General features: G+C 52.3%; 12 protein-coding genes. 11 read left to right on the forward strand and 1 reads right to left on the reverse strand.

Annotated features, from left to right (window positions below; translation table 11 throughout):
• The 4 genes from ACEW8P_RS20500 to ACEW8P_RS20515 form a co-directional block, all read left to right on the forward strand.
• On the forward strand, nucleotides 1-693 hold a 693-nt coding region (locus ACEW8P_RS20500; RefSeq protein ID WP_373514937.1), incomplete at its 5' end, for an ABC transporter ATP-binding protein.
• A 147-nt stretch (nucleotides 694-840) separates the two neighbouring features.
• The gene (locus ACEW8P_RS20505; RefSeq protein WP_373514938.1) at nucleotides 841-1,971 is read left to right on the forward strand and encodes an ABC transporter permease; all 1,131 of its coding nucleotides are present in this window, start codon (nucleotides 841-843) and stop codon (nucleotides 1,969-1,971) included.
• Nucleotides 1,972-2,035: 64 nt separating this feature from the next.
• The gene (locus ACEW8P_RS20510; protein WP_373514939.1) at nucleotides 2,036-3,151 is read left to right on the forward strand and encodes an ABC transporter permease; all 1,116 of its coding nucleotides are present in this window, start codon (nucleotides 2,036-2,038) and stop codon (nucleotides 3,149-3,151) included.
• 237 nt (nucleotides 3,152-3,388) lie between these two features.
• Nucleotides 3,389-4,915: a sialidase family protein gene (locus tag ACEW8P_RS20515; RefSeq protein ID WP_373514940.1), complete on the forward strand. Its 1,527-nt coding sequence runs from the start codon at nucleotides 3,389-3,391 to the stop codon at nucleotides 4,913-4,915.
• 6 nt (nucleotides 4,916-4,921) lie between these two features.
• On the opposite strand, the gene ACEW8P_RS20520 is transcribed toward ACEW8P_RS20515, so the two are convergent.
• Entirely contained in the window at nucleotides 4,922-5,425 is a 504-nt protein-coding gene (locus ACEW8P_RS20520; protein ID WP_373514941.1) for a redoxin domain-containing protein, read from the reverse strand.
• Between the two features lie 223 nt (nucleotides 5,426-5,648).
• Here ACEW8P_RS20520 and ACEW8P_RS20525 point away from each other — a divergent pair, with 223 nt between their 5' ends.
• The 7 genes from ACEW8P_RS20525 to ACEW8P_RS20555 all read left to right on the forward strand — a co-directional run.
• The gene (locus tag ACEW8P_RS20525; protein WP_373514942.1) at nucleotides 5,649-8,696 is read left to right on the forward strand and encodes a SusC/RagA family TonB-linked outer membrane protein; all 3,048 of its coding nucleotides are present in this window, start codon (nucleotides 5,649-5,651) and stop codon (nucleotides 8,694-8,696) included.
• A gap of 74 nt (nucleotides 8,697-8,770) precedes the next feature.
• A complete protein-coding gene (locus ACEW8P_RS20530) occupies nucleotides 8,771-10,135 on the forward strand; it encodes a RagB/SusD family nutrient uptake outer membrane protein (RefSeq protein ID WP_373514943.1) in 1,365 nt (454 codons plus the stop codon).
• 305 nt (nucleotides 10,136-10,440) lie between these two features.
• Entirely contained in the window at nucleotides 10,441-13,503 is a 3,063-nt protein-coding gene (locus tag ACEW8P_RS20535) for a SusC/RagA family TonB-linked outer membrane protein (RefSeq protein ID WP_373514944.1), read from the forward strand.
• Between the two features lie 66 nt (nucleotides 13,504-13,569).
• A complete protein-coding gene (locus ACEW8P_RS20540) occupies nucleotides 13,570-14,940 on the forward strand; it encodes a RagB/SusD family nutrient uptake outer membrane protein (protein WP_373514945.1) in 1,371 nt (456 codons plus the stop codon).
• A gap of 42 nt (nucleotides 14,941-14,982) precedes the next feature.
• Nucleotides 14,983-15,804: a hypothetical protein gene (locus ACEW8P_RS20545; RefSeq protein WP_373514946.1), complete on the forward strand. Its 822-nt coding sequence runs from the start codon at nucleotides 14,983-14,985 to the stop codon at nucleotides 15,802-15,804.
• 83 nt (nucleotides 15,805-15,887) lie between these two features.
• Nucleotides 15,888-16,391, forward strand: a complete 504-nt coding sequence (locus ACEW8P_RS20550) for a hypothetical protein (RefSeq protein ID WP_373514947.1) — start codon at nucleotides 15,888-15,890, stop codon at nucleotides 16,389-16,391.
• A 66-nt stretch (nucleotides 16,392-16,457) separates the two neighbouring features.
• Nucleotides 16,458-17,662, forward strand: a 1,205-nt coding sequence (locus tag ACEW8P_RS20555; RefSeq protein WP_373514948.1) for a M43 family zinc metalloprotease, incomplete at its 3' end; no start/stop codon positions are given.

Consider the following 17,662-nt stretch of genomic DNA (forward strand, 5'->3'; position numbering starts at 1 on the left):
GGCGACTTCACCGCCACGAACGAGATTACGTTCGAGGTGGCACAGGGCGAAATTTTCGGCTTCCTCGGAGCCAACGGTGCGGGCAAAACTACCGCTATGCGGATGCTGTGCGGGTTGCTCACGCCGACTTCGGGCAAGGCCACAGTGGCGGGCTACGACGTTTACACCCAATCGGAGCAAATCAAGCAGCGAATCGGCTACATGAGTCAGCGTTTTTCGCTGTACGAAGACCTGACGGTGCGGGAGAACATCCGCTTTTATGGCGGAATTTACGGCCTGAGTCGCGCTGATTTGAAAACAAAATCTAACAGGATCATTCAGGAATTGGGCTTGGATAATGTGGCTGATACGCTGGTAGAATCATTGCCGCTGGGCTGGAAACAACGCCTGGCTTTCTCGGTGGCGCTCATTCATAATCCAAAGGTAGTTTTCCTGGACGAACCAACCGGCGGCGTGGACCCAATCACGCGGCGTCAATTTTGGGACAAGATTTACGAAGCCGCCCACTACGGTACCACTATTTTTGTCACGACGCATTACATGGACGAAGCCGAGTACTGCGATCGCGTCTCAATCATGGTGGATGGCCGCATCAAAGCCCTAGACACGCCCACTGAACTTAAAAGTACCTATGGCGTGGATTCCATGGATGGCGTTTTTCAAATTCTGGCCAGGGGGACGTCGGGGAAGTGAGTTCTTCGACTCCGCTCAGAATGACAAAGAGGCACAAGAACAAAGCGGAATGCTGTATTATGTGTAAAGTCCGACAGCTAAGGAGCTAAACAAATAAACATCAAATAAACGATTACACCATTACACAAATCAACAAATCAACAAATAATGAACCGTTTCCTCGCCTTCGTCAAGAAAGAATTCTACCACATCCTGCGGGATCGGCGGACGCTGTTGATTCTGTTTGGGATGCCGCTGGCGATGGTATTGCTGTTTGGCTTTGCTTTAACCAATGAAATCAAGAATGCCAAAATCGCCCTGCTGGATCTGGATCACGGTACGCACAGTCGGCAGATTACCGATCGCTTGCTGTCGTCGGGCTACTTTCAGTTGACCCAAAACTTGAACGCCTACCGCGATATAGATGGCACTTTCCGGCGGGGAAAGGTGAAATTAGTCGTGGTATTTCCACCTGGTTTTTCAAAGGATTTTGCCCGGAATGACCCTGCTCGGTCCGGCGTTCCGGCACAGGTGCAGCTTTTGGCTGATGCTTCGGAACAGAATACGGCAATCAGTCTGACCAACTACGCTACCAACATTATTCAGGGATACAAGGCTGAACAAAACCCGCCGGACGCCAAACCTCCTATGCAAATCGACGTGCAGTCGCGCATGGTGTTCAATCCTGAACTACGCGGCGCGTTCGTTTTCGTTCCAGGGGTAATGGCGATGGTACTTTTGCTGGTGTCGGCACTGATGACCTCAGTGACGATTGCCCGCGAGAAGGAAACAGGTACCATGGAAGTGTTGATGGTATCACCACTCTCGCAGTTGCAGATTTTGTTTGGTAAAGTGCTGCCTTACCTGCTGCTGTCATTCATCAACGGCTGCATCATCATCGCGCTGGGTGTTTTCCTGTTGGGCATTCCACTGAATGGTAGTCTAATATTGCTGCTGGCCGAGACACTGCTGTTTACGTTTCTGGCACTTTCACTGGGGCTGTTGATTTCCACTATCGCCGACACCCAGTTGGTCGCTATGTTCGCCTCGCTACTGGTACTTCTGATGCCGACGATTTTTCTCTCGGGCTTCATTTTCCCCATCGAAAGTATGCCGCGCTTCCTGCAGTATGTTTCCAACATCATTCCCGCCACCTACTTCATCGAAATCGTCAAAGGTATCATGATCAAGGGCATCGGGTTGGAACTACTTTGGAAACCCACATTAGTACTGCTCGGAATGTCTGCCTTCTTGATGGCAGTCAGTTTACGAAACTTAAAACCTAGGCTAAACCAATGATGAATGATGAGCGATGAATGGCTAACCGCGCCAACTCATCAGTCGTCATTCATCACTCCTCATTATGCAACGCATCTTATTCATGATCGAAAAAGAGTTCCGGCAGCTTCGGCGCAACACGGTTTTGTTGCGGATGATGCTGGCGGCTCCCGTTATTCAACTTATATTGTTGGCTTACGCGGCGAATTTCGAGGTTAAAAATCTCAAAATTGCCATCGTGGATCAAGACCATACGACCTACGCGCAACGGCTGGCGGGCAAGTTTCGCTTCATTGAAAACTTTCGTTTTCAAGGGTACTTGCCCAACGCCAAGTCGGCGTATCGGGAACTCCTGGCGAGCCGTGCCGACCTGGTGCTGGTGATTCCGCCGCACTTTGAGCGCGATTTGGGGAAAGAAAACCGGGCAGCGGTACAGCTATTGGTCAACGCTATCGACGGCACTAAGGGCGGCATTGCTTCGGGCTATGCCCAAACGATTATCCGGGATTTTAATACAACAATCCGCACCGAAAGTATCGGAGCAAGTTCGGGTAGTGCGGCGGGTCTCAACGTAACGAATCAGTACTGGTACAACCCGCGCCTGGAATACAAAACCTTCATGGTGCCGGGGATTTTGTTTGAACTGATGCTACTGATCGGTGGCATGATTGCGGCCCTTAACATCGTGCGCGAGAAAGAAATAGGTACCCAGGAACAACTGAACGTGACGCCCATCAAAAAATACGAATTCATCCTGGGTAAGCTCACGCCCTTTGTCATCATCGGACTCATCCAGTTCACGTTGGGACTGCTGGTGGGGAAATTTTTCTTCCAAATTCCCGTCGAAGGTAGTTTGCTGTTGATCTATGGTTTTGCTTTTTTATTCCTGTTACTGTGCGTTGGTTTAGGGTTGCTTATCTCAGCGGTTTCCGACACGCAGCAGCAAGCTATGTTCGCCGTGTTTTTCTGCCTGGTTATCTTCATTTTGCTAAGTGGCCTCTTCTCCTCGACCGAGGATATGCCGCAATGGGCGCAGTACCTCAACCTTTTCAACCCACTCAAATACATTATTGAGGTAGGTCGAAACGTGTTGCTGAAAGGAAGTACTTTGCGCGATATGCAGTCGCAGTTTTTTACCCTGCTGGGCATGGCCGTGGTACTTATTGGCTTAGCTTCGTGGCGGTATCGAAAGACGGTTTGAGATCGCGCCATATCTGATCAAATCCCAGTCTTTTCCCTTTCCGGTATCACAGTAATGCTCCTAATCTGAAAACCTTCTTGGCGTGACTTTCGATAACGTAAGTCTGGACGGCAAACAGCTTTCGAATAAAAAAGACCTTGATTTTAAGGTTTTAAAAAACGAGATTAAAGATTTGAAATTCTCCAAGTAACCTGCCCCTGGTATCCGCTTTCTACTTCAAACCATGCCACCGGAATTTTGCAGAATCATATACCCGACAATATTGTGACGAAGCATCTGGGGAAACTTACTTTGTTTATCGTCTTGGCGATGGGATGCTCTAATCTTCATGCCCAGATGAATATCCGCGTCAACGGCGTCGGGGTAGATATTTGGAATGTGGGTGATTCTGGCTACCGCCTGATGTACCCAATCGGCACCCGAACGGGCTGGGAAGACAGGTATTACAAACCTGGAGAGTACCATCTGTGGGACAATCGACCCTCAGAAATTGTCAATAAGGATTTTGCAACTACGCCGCTGGACACAGAGGACGGGCGGATTTGCACGATGACTAAACTGAAAGCGGACGCTGCTGGTACGATAACCATCGCCGTGCCGAAAGGCGACATGAGCGTGTCGGGATGGATAAAAACCAACACGTCCTTTGATTCTTCCGTTGATAAATATTACCTGTACACCTATAACTACACCAAGCCTAATACCTACCTGAACATCCCTTTCAATGATCCCCACAAACCAACCATCGTGTTTGGCGAACCGGGGCACATCAAATTCGACAATCCGCTGCCTGTTTCTGATTTGGCGGAGGGTGTCGTCCTGTACATGAACACCGACCCGTACAACAGAAGTGATTATACCGTCGATCCCGATCTGATCGTGCTGCCGAACGGGGACTATGTCGCGGGAAAAAACAAGGCTCGGTATATTTCCAAAGATAAAGGGCGCACCTGGGACAAATTAAACCAGAACGAATATCTCGTAGAGCACGCGTCCACTTTTTACCACAAAGGGGCGCTGTACATCATCGGTGATGAGGCGGGAGGTGCGAACGGCACGGGAGCCATCAGCAAGTCCACCGACGGCGGCCGTACGTGGTCGGCACCCGTAGGGTTGTTGGACAATTTCCGCAACTCGCCCGCTCACGTAGAAATTGCCCAAAACAGGCTTTGGATCGCCTACGAAAATCTGCCCTGGCCACATACCGTGAATTTCCTGTCGGCCTCGGTCGATAGTGATCTAATGAACCCCGACAGTTGGGTTAGTACGGTGAGGCAGGACAATGTTTCTACCGGGAATGAAACCGATATGGTCCTGGGGAAAGACGGGCGACCCATTGCCATGCCCAAAAGCGGAGGGCCGGTAGTCAGGGCCACTGACATGAAGACTGCCGTATCCGAGCCGGGCGATAAATTTGCCTTGCCAGGCAGTCAGAGCAAATACACGGCTAAGTATGATCCGGTATCGGAAAAATACTGGGCGCTGACCAGTCATTCCGAAATTTATCCCGGCGAGGATCGCAGGACGGGAATAACCCTTTTCAGTTCTTACGATTTGAAAACATGGAAGAAAGAGCGACTGGTTTTTCAGGGTACTTCGTCATCGTTTCAAGGGTTCAACTACCCTTCTATGCAAATCGACGGGGATGATATAGTATTTGTGCTACGAACCGCCTGGGAAAACGACCGGGGACAGGCCCAGCGCTGGCACGATGCCAGTATGTTTACCTTCCACAGAATCAGGAATTTCAGGGCTGAACCTTGAACTACCTCACCGATTCATCATACACCCCACCGCTTTCGTCCTTTTCTGCTCGATAGGCTGTCCGGCCAAAAATGCATCAAGTGCATTTTTAAGATACTGTTCCGTAGGTTCGGGACGGTTTTTTCCCAGAGCGTAGTACCAGTTGTCGATGGCGCCCTGGTAAAGTACCTCACCGATGGGACTGGTCATAACTACTTCAGGCGTGACGGAGGCGTCCCAGTGCTCGTCCAGGGCATATTTCCTATCTATCTCGCCCGGAAAGGGTATTTTATATTTTTTGTGGAAATTCTTGATGTCCCGTTTTTTGATAACGGGCGAGGTGTACACGCCCCGAAACGTCACGCCTCGGTCAGCGTAGGTTTCGTGCATTTGGCGGACGGTCAGGGTGTAGTTTTGGCAAATCGGGCACTCTGGGTCGAGAAAAAGCCAAACGGTGCATTTTGGATGGTGTTGCCGGGTGTTCGGCCGATTTTCCCCCTGCGGGAATAGCAAAGGCAAACCAAAGGGCAACGAGACAAAAAGGAAGGCGAAATTTCAAAGTGCAGCGTATAAGTTCTGAAATCAATATACGCTTTTACAAAACAATATACTGCGAAAATGATTTTTCACAGCATATATTTAATTAATTCCACAAGGAATTGAATTTTCCGGCTCAGTTTACAAAGTTTCTTTGCGTGCTGGATTTTTTGTGTGAAATTAGATTTTACAATCAATCAAACCTAATCAGAATACCATGAGAAAAATAAGTTTACTTTATCTTCTAGGTTGCCTTATTTTTTGCACCGCCGCGCTGGCGCAGGATCTTAGGATAACCGGAACCGTAACCTCCGCCGACGACGGTTCTTCCCTGCCCGGCGTGAGTGTACAAGTCAAAGGTACCCAGCGCGGAACGCAAACCGATGCTATGGGTAGCTACGTCGTAGAAGCTGCACCTAACGCGGTGCTTATTTTCAGTTTTGTGGGCTTTACCCCACAGGAAATTCCCGTTGGCAATTCTACCACGATCGATGTTCAGCTCGCGGCCGACATCCGCTCGCTGAGCGAGGTAGTAGTGACGGGCTACGGGACGCAGTCGAAGCGTAACCTAACGGGCAATATTGCCAAGGTGAGCGGGGCCGAAATCGCCAATACGCCCGTAACTACCTTCGAGCAAGCCTTGCAAGGCCGTGCCGCCGGGGTGCAGGTCACGTCGCTCAATGGAAAACTCGGCCAGGGGATGCAGATGCGCATCCGGGGTTCGTCGTCGGTTACGGCCAGCAACGAGCCGCTTTACGTATTGGATGGTATCCCGTTAACGACCAGTGACCAGGGAACCAGTTCGGCCCCACAGAACCCGCTGGCGGACATCAACTTCAACGACATCGAGTCGATCGACATCCTGAAAGATGCCTCGGCTGCCGCTATCTACGGAGCGCGGGCGTCCAACGGCGTGGTGCTGATTACAACCAAAAAAGGAAAATCGGGCAAGACGAAATTCAACGTCAGCTACCAAATGGGCAGCAGCAAGCCTACCCGCCTGCGGCAGTGGCTCAATACAGAACAGTACGTGGAGTTATTTTCGGAAGCCGTGCAGAATGAGATCGACGCGGGGAATTTGCCCGCCAGCTACCTAACGGGCAGCACCTACAACCGTTTCACGCGTTACGCCGCCGGGGATCGGGCGGGCTGGGAAACCGGCAAGTTCGATACCGACTGGCAGGCGGAAGCTTTCCAAAAAGCCCCGATGGGCCAGTTCGACATCAGTGCCAGCGGTGGCGACGCCAAGACCCGCTTCTTCGTGTCGGGGCAGTACCTCGACCAAAAAGGGATTTTGGTAAAAAACTCATTCAAGCGGCTCAGCGGACGCATTAACCTCGATCATAAAGCCACCGATCGACTCACGCTGGGCGTAAACGTCAATCTGGCCCGCACTGTCAACGGACGGCTATCAAACGACAACGCCTTCTCAACGCCGCTGCAGATCGTGGCCTTGCCGCCCATTACCCCGGTCATCGACCCGCGCACCGATGAACTGAGCGGCAGCTACACCTTGTATTACAATCCGTTGCTCAACCGCGATTTTTCATCCAACGTTTCTACCTCCTATCGTACTATCGGAAATGTTTTCGCGGAGTACCGATTTGCCGACTGGCTCAAATTTCGCTCCGAGATGGGAACCGATATTTATAACCTGAACGAAGACCAGTATTTCGGCAAGGAAACCTCACGCAATACCGGAGCCCCCAACGGCCAGGGGTATAGTACGTGGGCGCAGATTACCAACTACACCACCAACAATTTCTTTACGTTGGGCCAGACTTTTGGTGAAAAACACGATGTGGATGCTACTCTGGGTATGACCTTTCAGAAATCGGAAGCCTCCTACAATTCCGTTACAGGGCAGGAATTCCCTTCCAACGCCTACACCAAAGTCACTTCGGCGGCTAACATTACGGCGGGAAGTTCGTCAGCCAGCAATTACAGTTTCCTTTCCTACTTTGCGCGGGCCAACTACCGTTTTGATAACAAATACCTGTTTTCGGTCAGCGGACGCGTGGACGGTTCGTCGCGCTTCGGAGCCAACAACCGCTACGGCTTTTTCCCGGCGGCTTCGGTCGGCTGGATTATTTCCGACGAGTCGTTTATGGAAGCTATCCCGACGCTCAGTTTGCTCAAACTGCGGGCCAGCTACGGCCTGACGGGCAACGCCGAAATCGGCAACTTCGACTCCTACGGCTTATACCGGGGCGATGCGGGCTACGCGGGCGTACCCGGTCAGCGGCCCGAACAAATCGAGAACCCCGACCTGCGCTGGGAACAAACGACGCAGACGGACATCGGTCTGGAATTTGGCTTGTTTTCGGGGCGACTTTCGGGCGAGGTCGATTACTATATCAAGAACACCCGCGACTTGCTGCTGAACGTGAATGTGCCGGGTACTTCGGGCTTCCGTACGCAGCTCCGCAACATCGGTAATCTCGAAAACAAAGGCTGGGAGTTCGTCCTGCGGTCGGATAATACGACCGGGGCCTTCAAGTGGAACAGCTCGCTGAACCTGTCGGCCAACCGCAACAAAATCGTGAACCTCGACGGCCAGGTCATCACGGGTGGTTTTATCAACCAGGCAGTCGAGGGTCAACCCATCGGTTCGTTCTTCACCATCGAGTACGCGGGTGTGGATCCGGCCAACGGTGACGCGCTTTATTATAAAAACGACGAGCGGCCTGATGGCACTTTCGACCGCACCACGACCAATAATCCCAACGACGCGCAGCGCGTGGTGGTGGGCAACCCGAATCCGAAACTCATCGGTGGTTTGAGCAATAGCTTTGCCTACAAGGGCATAGAGCTTACCGTTTTGTTCCAGGGCCAAACGGGCAACGACATTTACAACGGCGGCGGTAAATTCCAATCGGCCAACGGCGATTTCTTCGACAACCAAACTGTGGATCAACTCGAACGCTGGCAGCAGCCCGGCGACATGACGAACGTTCCGCAGGCCCGGCTCTTCGGGGCCAACGGGACGGCCGAGTCATCGCGCTATTTGCAGCGCGGCGATTACCTGCGCCTGAAGAATGCCACGCTCTCCTATTCGTTACCTTCCACGCTTACCAGCCGTATCAAGATGGATCGCGTGCGGCTGTACGTGACGGGCCAGAACCTGCTGACTTTCACCAAGTACACGGGCTGGGATCCCGAAGTGAACGCCGACTATCTGGCGGGAAACATCGGGCTGGGCAACGATTTCTATTCCGCTCCCCAGGCAAAAACGATTATCGTAGGGATCAATTTAGGGTTTTGACCTAGCGGACGGTCGACGTTTGAAACCGCCGTGGTTTGATCTAATAATTCATATCTAATATCTCCTATTTTAACATGAAACATATTCTTAAAAACCTCCTTCCTTACGCGCTGACGGGCAGCTTGCTGGTGCTGGGGGGCTGCGCCAATGAACTTGACGTAAAGCCTGTCAACACCATCGACGCCGGGGCAGCTGTGGCTACTTCGGGCGATGTGGCAGCCTTGCTTGTGGGTGCTTACGACGCTCTGGGCGACGCCGACGTGTACGGCGGCAATGTCCTGCGCGACGCCGATTTGTTGGGCGACAATGGCGAGATTTTCTTCGACGGCACCTTCGTGGCTCCCGACGAAATTTTTCGTAAAAGTCTGCTCGTCAATAATAACCAGGCCGAAGTTACCTGGCTCGATTCTTACCGAGCTATCAACATCGTCAACAACGTGCTGGCTAACCTTGCGGTGGTCACCGAGGGCGATCGGGCTCGCGTGGAGGGCGAGGCCAAGTTTATTCGCGGCACCCTGTATTTTGAGCTGGTGCGCAACTACGCCAAAGTCTGGACCGACGGTACGCCTTCGGCCAATCCCGGCGTTCCGCTGGTGCTGGCGCCGACCGTTGAGATCACCGAGCAGGCCAAGGTGAGTCGCAACTCGGTGGGCGAGGTCTATGCGCAGGTCATCAAAGACCTGACTGAAGCAGAGGCCAACCTACCCGAGAGCAACGGTTTCTTTGCCACCAAATACGCCGCAGCGGCGATGCTGTCACGGGTGTACCTGATGCAGCAAAAATACCCCGAAGCAGCCAACGCCGCTACGCGTGTCATCGACTCCAAGAAGTACTCGCTGGTCAACACTCAGGACGTTTTCGACCTGCGCGTCAACGTGAACGGGGTCAACACGGCTGAGGATATATTTGCCGTTCAAATCACCTCGCAGGATGGCACTAATTCCACGAATACCTTTTACGCTGCTCCCGACTTCGGTGGTCGCGGCGACATCCTGATAGAAGACGCTCACCTGGCACTTTACGAAGCAGGTGATAACCGGGCGAATCTTTTCTATGAGGATAACGGCAGCGTATTTACCTCGAAATGGATCAATCAGTACGGCAACGTCAAGATTTTGCGCCTAGCCGAGATGTATCTAACCCGCGCCGAAGCCAACTTTCGCAACAACTCCAGCATCGGGGCGGCTCCATCGGTCGACATTAATCTGATCCGTGCCCGCGCCGGACTTGCCGCCATTCCGGCAGCCTCGCTCACGGTTGCGAATATTTTGAAAGAGCGGCATTTGGAACTGGCGTTCGAGGGGCACTTGATCCACGACATCAAGCGCACCAAGCGCAATGTGGGAGATTTGCCATTCGACTCACCCAAACTGGTGTACCCCATTCCGCGCCGCGAAATAGACGCCAACGCCAATCTTGCCCAGAATCCAGGCTATTGAGCCTCGCAGCTTACCAGGAATATTTGACTGGCGTATACAGGAATATTTGACTGGCGTATAGTGGTTAGAAAAACGGAAGCACTCCTTCGAAAAAATGGAGTGCTTCTTTTGTTTTTCAGGCAATTTCAGCGCCAGCTGAATGAATCGAGCTTTATCATTTATTTCAATAAATCAATATATCTATCGTTATTTAGCGCACAATTACCTTTTGACACTAAATATTCTATTGTCCGCAACTGAAACGGGCCTATTTTGCGTAGTTAGAAGAAAGCTATTGCATTTGCTCTGCCCAAAACCCTAACCTATTGCCAGCTATCTTTACCAACTACATGATGAAATACTACGGCCGCATTTGGCTGCTTTGCCTCCTCCTTTCGGGTGTCGTCTCCAATGCCATAGCCCAGCGGGTGATCACGGGTAAGGTCACATCAGTGGCCGACAGCTCACCCCTGCCGGGCGTCAGCGTACTGGTGAAAGGCACCACCAACGGCACCAGCGCCGACGCCGAGGGCCAGTACCGGCTTTCCATCCCCACGTCCGGCACAGTAACGCTGGCTTTCTCCTTCATCGGTCTAGAACCCCAGGAAATTACGGTGGGCAACAACCGCTCGGTAGTCAACGTCGAGATGGCCGAGAGCGCCACTGAACTGAATCAGGTAGTGGTGACGGGCTACAATCAAACGCAACGTAAGGATGTCATCGGTTCTATCACCTCCATTAAGAGCGATATATACAAGGATGTTCCGGTAGTGGGCGTCGATCAGGCGCTACAGGGCCGGGCGGCAGGGGTTCAGGTATCGCAGTCGTCCGGTACGCCGGGCGGGGGTATTTCCATCCGAATCCGGGGGAACACTTCTATTTCAGCTTCCAATCGTCCGCTGTTTATCGTGGACGGAGTACCGGTGGAAGTCGGGGCGGTTTCGGGTCGCAGCTTCGGCGGTCAACAGGACAACACTCTGGCCATTATCAACCCCAATGACATCGAATCCCTGGAAGTACTGAAAGATGCGGCTGCCAAAGCCATTTACGGTTCACGGGGGGCCAATGGCGTGGTTCTCATTACAACCAAGCGGGGACGCAACAACAAAACTACCATTACGGCGGATGTACAGCGGGGCGTCACCCAAATCATCAAGCGGCCACAACTCCTAAACTCCGCCCAACTGATCGAACTACAACGTGAGGCGGTGACCAATGCCGGGCAAGACCCGGACAAGCAAGGGCTCATCGCGGGCGTGACCGACGGAGTGGACACTGATTGGGTCGATGCCGTACTGCGGCAGGGTGTATTGCAACAATACCAAATATCGGCCTCGGGAGGCAACGACCGCACTCGGTTTTACCTCAGCGGCAGCGCGCGTGACGAAGAGGGCGTACAGCTCAACAATCGCTTTACCCGTTATAGTGGGGCGCTCAATATGGATCATAAAGCTACCTCCAAATTGAACTTCGGGGCCAATATCAACATGGCCGTTAGCAAAAACAACCGCGTGAAGGGAGATAATTTTCTGGATGGTGTGTATTCAGGAGCCATCAAGAGTCTTCCCTTCTACGCGCCATTCAACGAGCAGGGAAAACTGTACGGCCCCAACAGCATCGGCTACGCGGGCTTTCCCAACTTCAATCCCGTGGCCCAAGCCGTACTGCCACGCTTCGTGACGCACGGATTGAAAATGATCGTCGGGGTCAATGCCGATTATGAAATTATCAAGAATCTGCGCTTCCGCACGAAGTTCAGCATGGACTACAACAATGCGGAGGAAGACCAATACGAATCTTCCGGAACCGCCATCGGTGGCTTTCTGCAAGGAGTAGGCGGTAAAGGATACGGCGTATATAGTTCCTATACAGGCTATACGCTGATCAATTCCAACGTCCTTACTTACTACCTCTCGCTCAACGACAAACACCACTTCAATGTCCTGCTGGGTAACGAAATCATTCACTCGCAGGCGCGTTCGTCCAACGTGCAGGGGCGTCTTTTCCCCAGCGACGACTTTACTTACATCGGTTCCGCCGGAATTGTGGACAACGGTAGTTCCTCTTTCGGACAAAACGGTTTGCTTTCGTTCTTTGGGGAGATAAAGTACGACTTTCAGGACAGGTACCTGCTGGGCTTCACCTCCCGTTACGATGGTTCCTCGCGCTTTGGTCAAAACCGCCGCTTTGGTCTTTTCCCCTCGGCCTCGTTCGGCTGGCGAGTTTCGCAAGAGAAGTTCATGGAAAATGTGCGTTTCGTCAGCGATTTGAAACTACGCGGTAGTTTTGGTTTTACGGGGAACGAGCGGATCGGAAATTTCCAGTACTTAGGTACCTGGGCCAGCGCTACCTACAATGGGGCGACGGGCGTGGGGCCCAACAATCTTAGCAATCCCAACCTGCAATGGGAGCGCACCCGTGAAGCTAATATCGGCTTCGATGCTGCTTTCTGGAATGGCCGCTTTTCGGTTACCGCCGATGTGTACAGCAACCTGACCGACAACCTGCTGTTCGCCGAACCGATTCCCCTTACCACCGGATTCGGCAGTATTCAGGGTAACATTGGTCAGATTTCCAACAAGGGTGTGGAACTCACACTTTCTTCCGTCAACGTGGATCGGGCGGTACGCTGGAGTTCCGATCTGAACCTGACCCACAACCTGAACAACGTTGCTATGCTGGCTAATAATGATACTTTGTTTCGGGGCTATTCGGGTAATGGCGTGGGTGGCACAAACGCCGTGTTGCAAGGCCAGCCGCTGGGTACTTTCTGGGGCCTGAAGTTCATGGGCGTGGATCCCGCCACGGGTGACGCCATCTATGACGACGTCAACGGGGACGGACGAATTTCGCCCGAAGACGGTCAGGTAATTGGTAACGCCCAACCCAAGTTGTACGGCGGATTTACCAACAGTGTTTCTTACAAAGGATTCGATTTGAGCGTTTTCTTCCAGTTCATGTATGGGAATAAGATTCTAAATTTTACAAATACTTCTCTGTTGAATACGGGTTCCGACATTCAGGACAATCAGAGCATTGCCGCACTGCGGCGGTGGAAGCAGGAGGGTGATGAAACGGACATTCCCCGTTACATTCTTGGCAACACCTACAACAGTTTTCACAGCAGCCGCTTTTTGGAAGACGGTTCTTACCTGCGGCTGAAAAATCTATCGTTCGGCTACAACCTCCCTACCCGCTGGGTAACGAAGGCCAAGATGAGTAGCGTGAGGGTATTTGCTTCGGCTACCAACCTGTGGACGCTTACCGCCTACTCGGGGCCCGATCCCGAGGTGAGTACCATCGACGGCTCGACTGTGGCACAGGGTATCGACTTCTTTACGCTTCCTCAGGTCAAGACGGTTATGGGAGGCGTGACGATCAAGTTTTAATTCAAGATCCTTTTGACATTTTTAGATACGATGAATAGTTCTGGATTTTATAATAGAAAAACCCTGTTGCGCCTGCTGAGCGTAATGCTGGCTTTCACGGTATCGCTCAGCTCCTGCCGGGAGATTCTCGAGCCAGAGCCTGTGGATTTGTTGGTGGACGAGTTGGTTTTAAACGAAGCCGCCGACGTTGAACCCGTGCGGCTGGGCTTGTACAACGCTTTCCGGGGCATAGGGGCACCGATGGTGATTGCTGGCTCTTTTACTGCCGACTTCATTCAGCACAATGGTACATTTACCGTGTACAATGAATTGGGAAACAAACAGATAACCTCAGCAAATGCGGCTGCCGGAGCCTTTTGGGGTTCGATATATAGTACAATCTATATTGCCAATTTTATCGAGGAGCGCATAGCCGACGTGCCTGGCGTGAGTGAGGCCAACCGCAAGCAGGTACTGGCCGAAGCGCGATTTCTGCGCGGCTTTGTCAATTTCCTTGGGGCATACACTTTTGGCGGAATTCCGCAGGTCACGACTACTACGATCGCTACCAATCGCAATATTCCACGCGCCTCTCGTGAGGATATATTGAAGTCGGTGCTGGCCGACTATACTGCTGCTCTGCCGGATTTACCCAACACAAACTCCAACAAGACACTCGCCAAAACTTTTGCCACCAAAAATGCCGCGCGTGCGGCGCTGGCTCGTTACTACCTTTATCAGAAAGACTGGGCTCAGGCCGAGAAGTTCGCCTCCGAGGTCATCGCCACCAGGCTGCAGACCCTACCCGAAACCATCGCCGCCGTATTTTTTGAGGAGGTAGATGACGAAACAATCCTTGAAGTGGCCTACGCCAATAATTCCAGCGATGATCCCGGCACTAGTACCTTCGGTCTCAACGATGTTCTGCGCGGTCGCCGGGAGGTCATTCCGGCCAATACCTACATCCTCACGATGCTGGAGACAAACGCCGGAGAAAGAACCCAGACGATTGGTTTCGATCCCGCCCGGCAGCGTGGACGTGACAACGGCTGGTCGGTGCGGAAATACGGCTCCCCCGACGAAGCCAATAACAACATCACCATTTTCCGATTGGCTGAGCAATACCTCATCCGAGCTGAGGCCCGCGCCCAGCAAGGACGTATTGTGGGAGCCAACGGTGCTCAGGCCGATATCAACGTGCTTCGCAAACGCGCCAAAGCTCCCAACGCAAGTATAACTACCCAGGCCGATGCCCTGCTGACCATCGAAAAAGAGCGTGTGTACGAACTCTCTTTCGAGGGGCATCGCTGGTACGACCTTAAACGCACCAATCGTATTCAGCCCGTAATGACTGCTTTTTCAACCAACTGGAACGAAAAGTTCAATCTCTGGCCCATTCCCCAGAGCGAAATTCAGCGTAATAAGGCTTTGGCGGGATCTCAGAATCCGGGGTATTGAATTAATTTTGAATGAGTGAATGAGTGAATGAATAATAAACCGATGAAATTGACCCATAAAATACTGTCATTAGGATTCGTGCTGGCGATGCTGGCCCTCGCTTCCTGCGAAGAGCAGAAAATTGTTTTTGAAGGCCCTGACTACGTGCGCTTTTCGGATTCTTCCGTAGTTGCCAAAGAAAGTCTTGGCCAGCCTATCGAACTGAAAGTTCATGTCGTGGGTAAACCCCTGGCCCAGGCCGTGACTGTCAACTACACCGTGGGAGGGAATGCCCGCGAAGGGCGCGACTATGTTATTGAAGGCACGAAGGGTGTCGTTACGATTCCGGCGGGCAAGTACTTCGGCACCATCGTCGTGCGTCTGATCAACAATGCCAACAACATTTTGGAATCGCAGGATGTAGTGTTTACGCTGACCGATGTCAACCCGAGCCAGAGCTTGCAGATTGGCTTTGGCAAGGCCAACATGGGGAAGGTTTTTCGCTTAACGATTCAGGACGACTGTCTGTTGAGTGGGTTCTACACGGGTCGGTTTGGTACCGATAATGTAGTCGAGAACATCGAAATCAGCAGCCTGGATTGTAAAACGTACAAGGTAGCCAACTGGAATATCGGGCTCTTGGGACTATTTACCTTCAACGCCAGGAAAGTACCCATTGACTTCGTCGATAACGGCGATAACACCCTAACCATCCCTACTCAGGTGACTACTGAATTGCCTACTCCCTATGACACCCTGAGAGGCAATGGATTGTGGAACCCGCAAACCCGGGCGATCACGCTGAACATTAAATTGAAATTACCAATATCGGATACTAGGGACACGGTACTCACAGTACCATTCAGGTTTACACCCCGGAAGTAGTAAAAGCGGAGTTGTAGATTGCTTATGGCTAAACAGCTAAACAAAGAAACGAAACACGAATATCACTACATAAAGCATCGACCATGATCTCCAACCGTTTACTCACAATAATCCTCGGCTTACTGACGGTGGGATTGGCGGGTTGTTCCGAAATCAAGGAACCCACGCCGCTTACCTATACCCAGCTACTCACGGGCAAGGAAAAGAAAACCTGGTCGCTGACCTCCTTCGAGGTAATAGACGACGGTGAAGAGTCTGGACCGGTTCCCGCCAGCCAACTATTCAGTAACGCCTGTGAAGCCGACGATCAGTTTGTGTTTTATGCTAATGCTGAGCGTAAGTACGAGTACATCAACGGTCCTACCAAATGCGCCAGCAGCGAACCCGACGTACTTCTGGAAGACACGTGGACCTTTGTCAACGCCACGGCCACGTTGGAATTTGCTTTTCCGTTGCTGAGTTCAGGCAAACTACCCTACATCGTCAAGTCGCTTACCGAAAACAGCATGACGCTGGAAATATACCTGGACGAACTCGACAACGTCGACGCCAGCTACCGCTTCGTCTTTACCTCTGCCAGCAAGTAGCTGCCAATATTTTTATAAAAACTTTTCTCCACATTCATTTCGACCCACGGACCGGCCTATTGAATAATGAAGCGACGTTACCTTTATAGCATTCTATTTCTCAGTTTTTTGTGGGGCTTCAAAGCAATCGCACAGCCGAACGCGGCCCGGCCCGAGCCCTGCGCCACCATGCAGATGGATAGCCTATTGCGGGCCAAACATCCCGGCCTGGGTTCATTGCAGGATTTTGAGGTATTGCTGCAAAAAAAGATTCATGAGCGGGAAGAGTTGCAAAAAAGCGGGCGGGTTACGCTCGAAACGCTCACGATTCCCATTATCGTCCACGTCGTTCATAACGGTGAAGGCGTTGGCGCGGGTCGCAACCTCAGTGAAGCGCAGGTTAAGTCGCAAATTGAAACCTTGAACGAAGATTTCCGCCGCAGGGCAGGAACGCCCGGCTTCAATGACGATCCACGCGGGGCCGACATCGAGATCGAGTTCTGCCTGGCCCGCCTGAATCAGCAGGGGGGCGTAATGGCTGAGCCGGGTATCGACCGCATCAACGGCAACCGGACCACCTGGACACGCAACGATATTGAGAACGTTCTGAAACCAAGCTCGATCTGGGACCCTGACAAGTACTTCAACGTTTGGGTATTGGACTTTGACGCCAGCGCTCAGTTGGCGGGCTATGCTCAGTTTCCCAGTATGTCCACGCTGGCGGGTATCCCCGATAACAGTCCCCGCAACACCGATGGCGTGGTGATTGCCTACCGGGCTTTTGGTAATGCTCTCAAAGGCAACTTTCCCATCTTGCAGGCTCCCTACAACCAAGGCCGAACGCTCACGCACGAAGTGGGCCACTGGCTGGGTCTGCGCCATATTTGGGGCGACGCCAACTGCGGCAACGACTTTGTGGACGACACGCCCCCCCAGGCCAGCGAGAGCCGGGGCTGTCAGGTGGGACGCACTTCCTGCGGGGCTGTCAATATGGTCCAAAACTACATGGACTACTCCGATGACGCTTGTTTCAATATCTTTACCAAAGGCCAGAAGACCAGAATGCGAACCGTAATGGATATCAGTCCGCGCCGGAATTCTCTCATCACGTCTAATCTATGCGGCACGATAGTCGTTGGACCACCCCGCGTCAACTTCCGGGCCGAAACGCAGCAGGTACTTTTGGGAGCCACAGTTCAGTTTTTTGATCTTTCCAGCAACTTTCCCAACCGCTGGTACTGGACATTCGAGGGCGGCGCACCTGCTAATTCCACCCAACAAAATCCTGTGGT

The sequence above is a fragment of the Persicitalea sp. genome (assembly GCF_041751555.1).
Classification (GTDB): Bacteria; Bacteroidota; Bacteroidia; order Cytophagales; family Spirosomataceae; genus Persicitalea.

Excerpts from the sequence above, each read along its gene's own strand:
- ACEW8P_RS20505 (WP_373514938.1), top strand. The coding sequence starts at position 841 with ATGAACCGTTTCCTCGCCTTCGTCAAGAAAGAATTCTACCACATCCTG.
- ACEW8P_RS20510 (WP_373514939.1), top strand. The coding sequence starts at position 2,036 with ATGCAACGCATCTTATTCATGATCGAAAAAGAGTTCCGGCAGCTTCGG.
- ACEW8P_RS20525 (WP_373514942.1), top strand. The coding sequence starts at position 5,649 with ATGAGAAAAATAAGTTTACTTTATCTTCTAGGTTGCCTTATTTTTTGC.
- ACEW8P_RS20530 (WP_373514943.1), top strand. The coding sequence starts at position 8,771 with ATGAAACATATTCTTAAAAACCTCCTTCCTTACGCGCTGACGGGCAGC.
- ACEW8P_RS20545 (WP_373514946.1), top strand. The coding sequence starts at position 14,983 with ATGAAATTGACCCATAAAATACTGTCATTAGGATTCGTGCTGGCGATG.
- ACEW8P_RS20550 (WP_373514947.1), top strand. The coding sequence starts at position 15,888 with ATGATCTCCAACCGTTTACTCACAATAATCCTCGGCTTACTGACGGTG.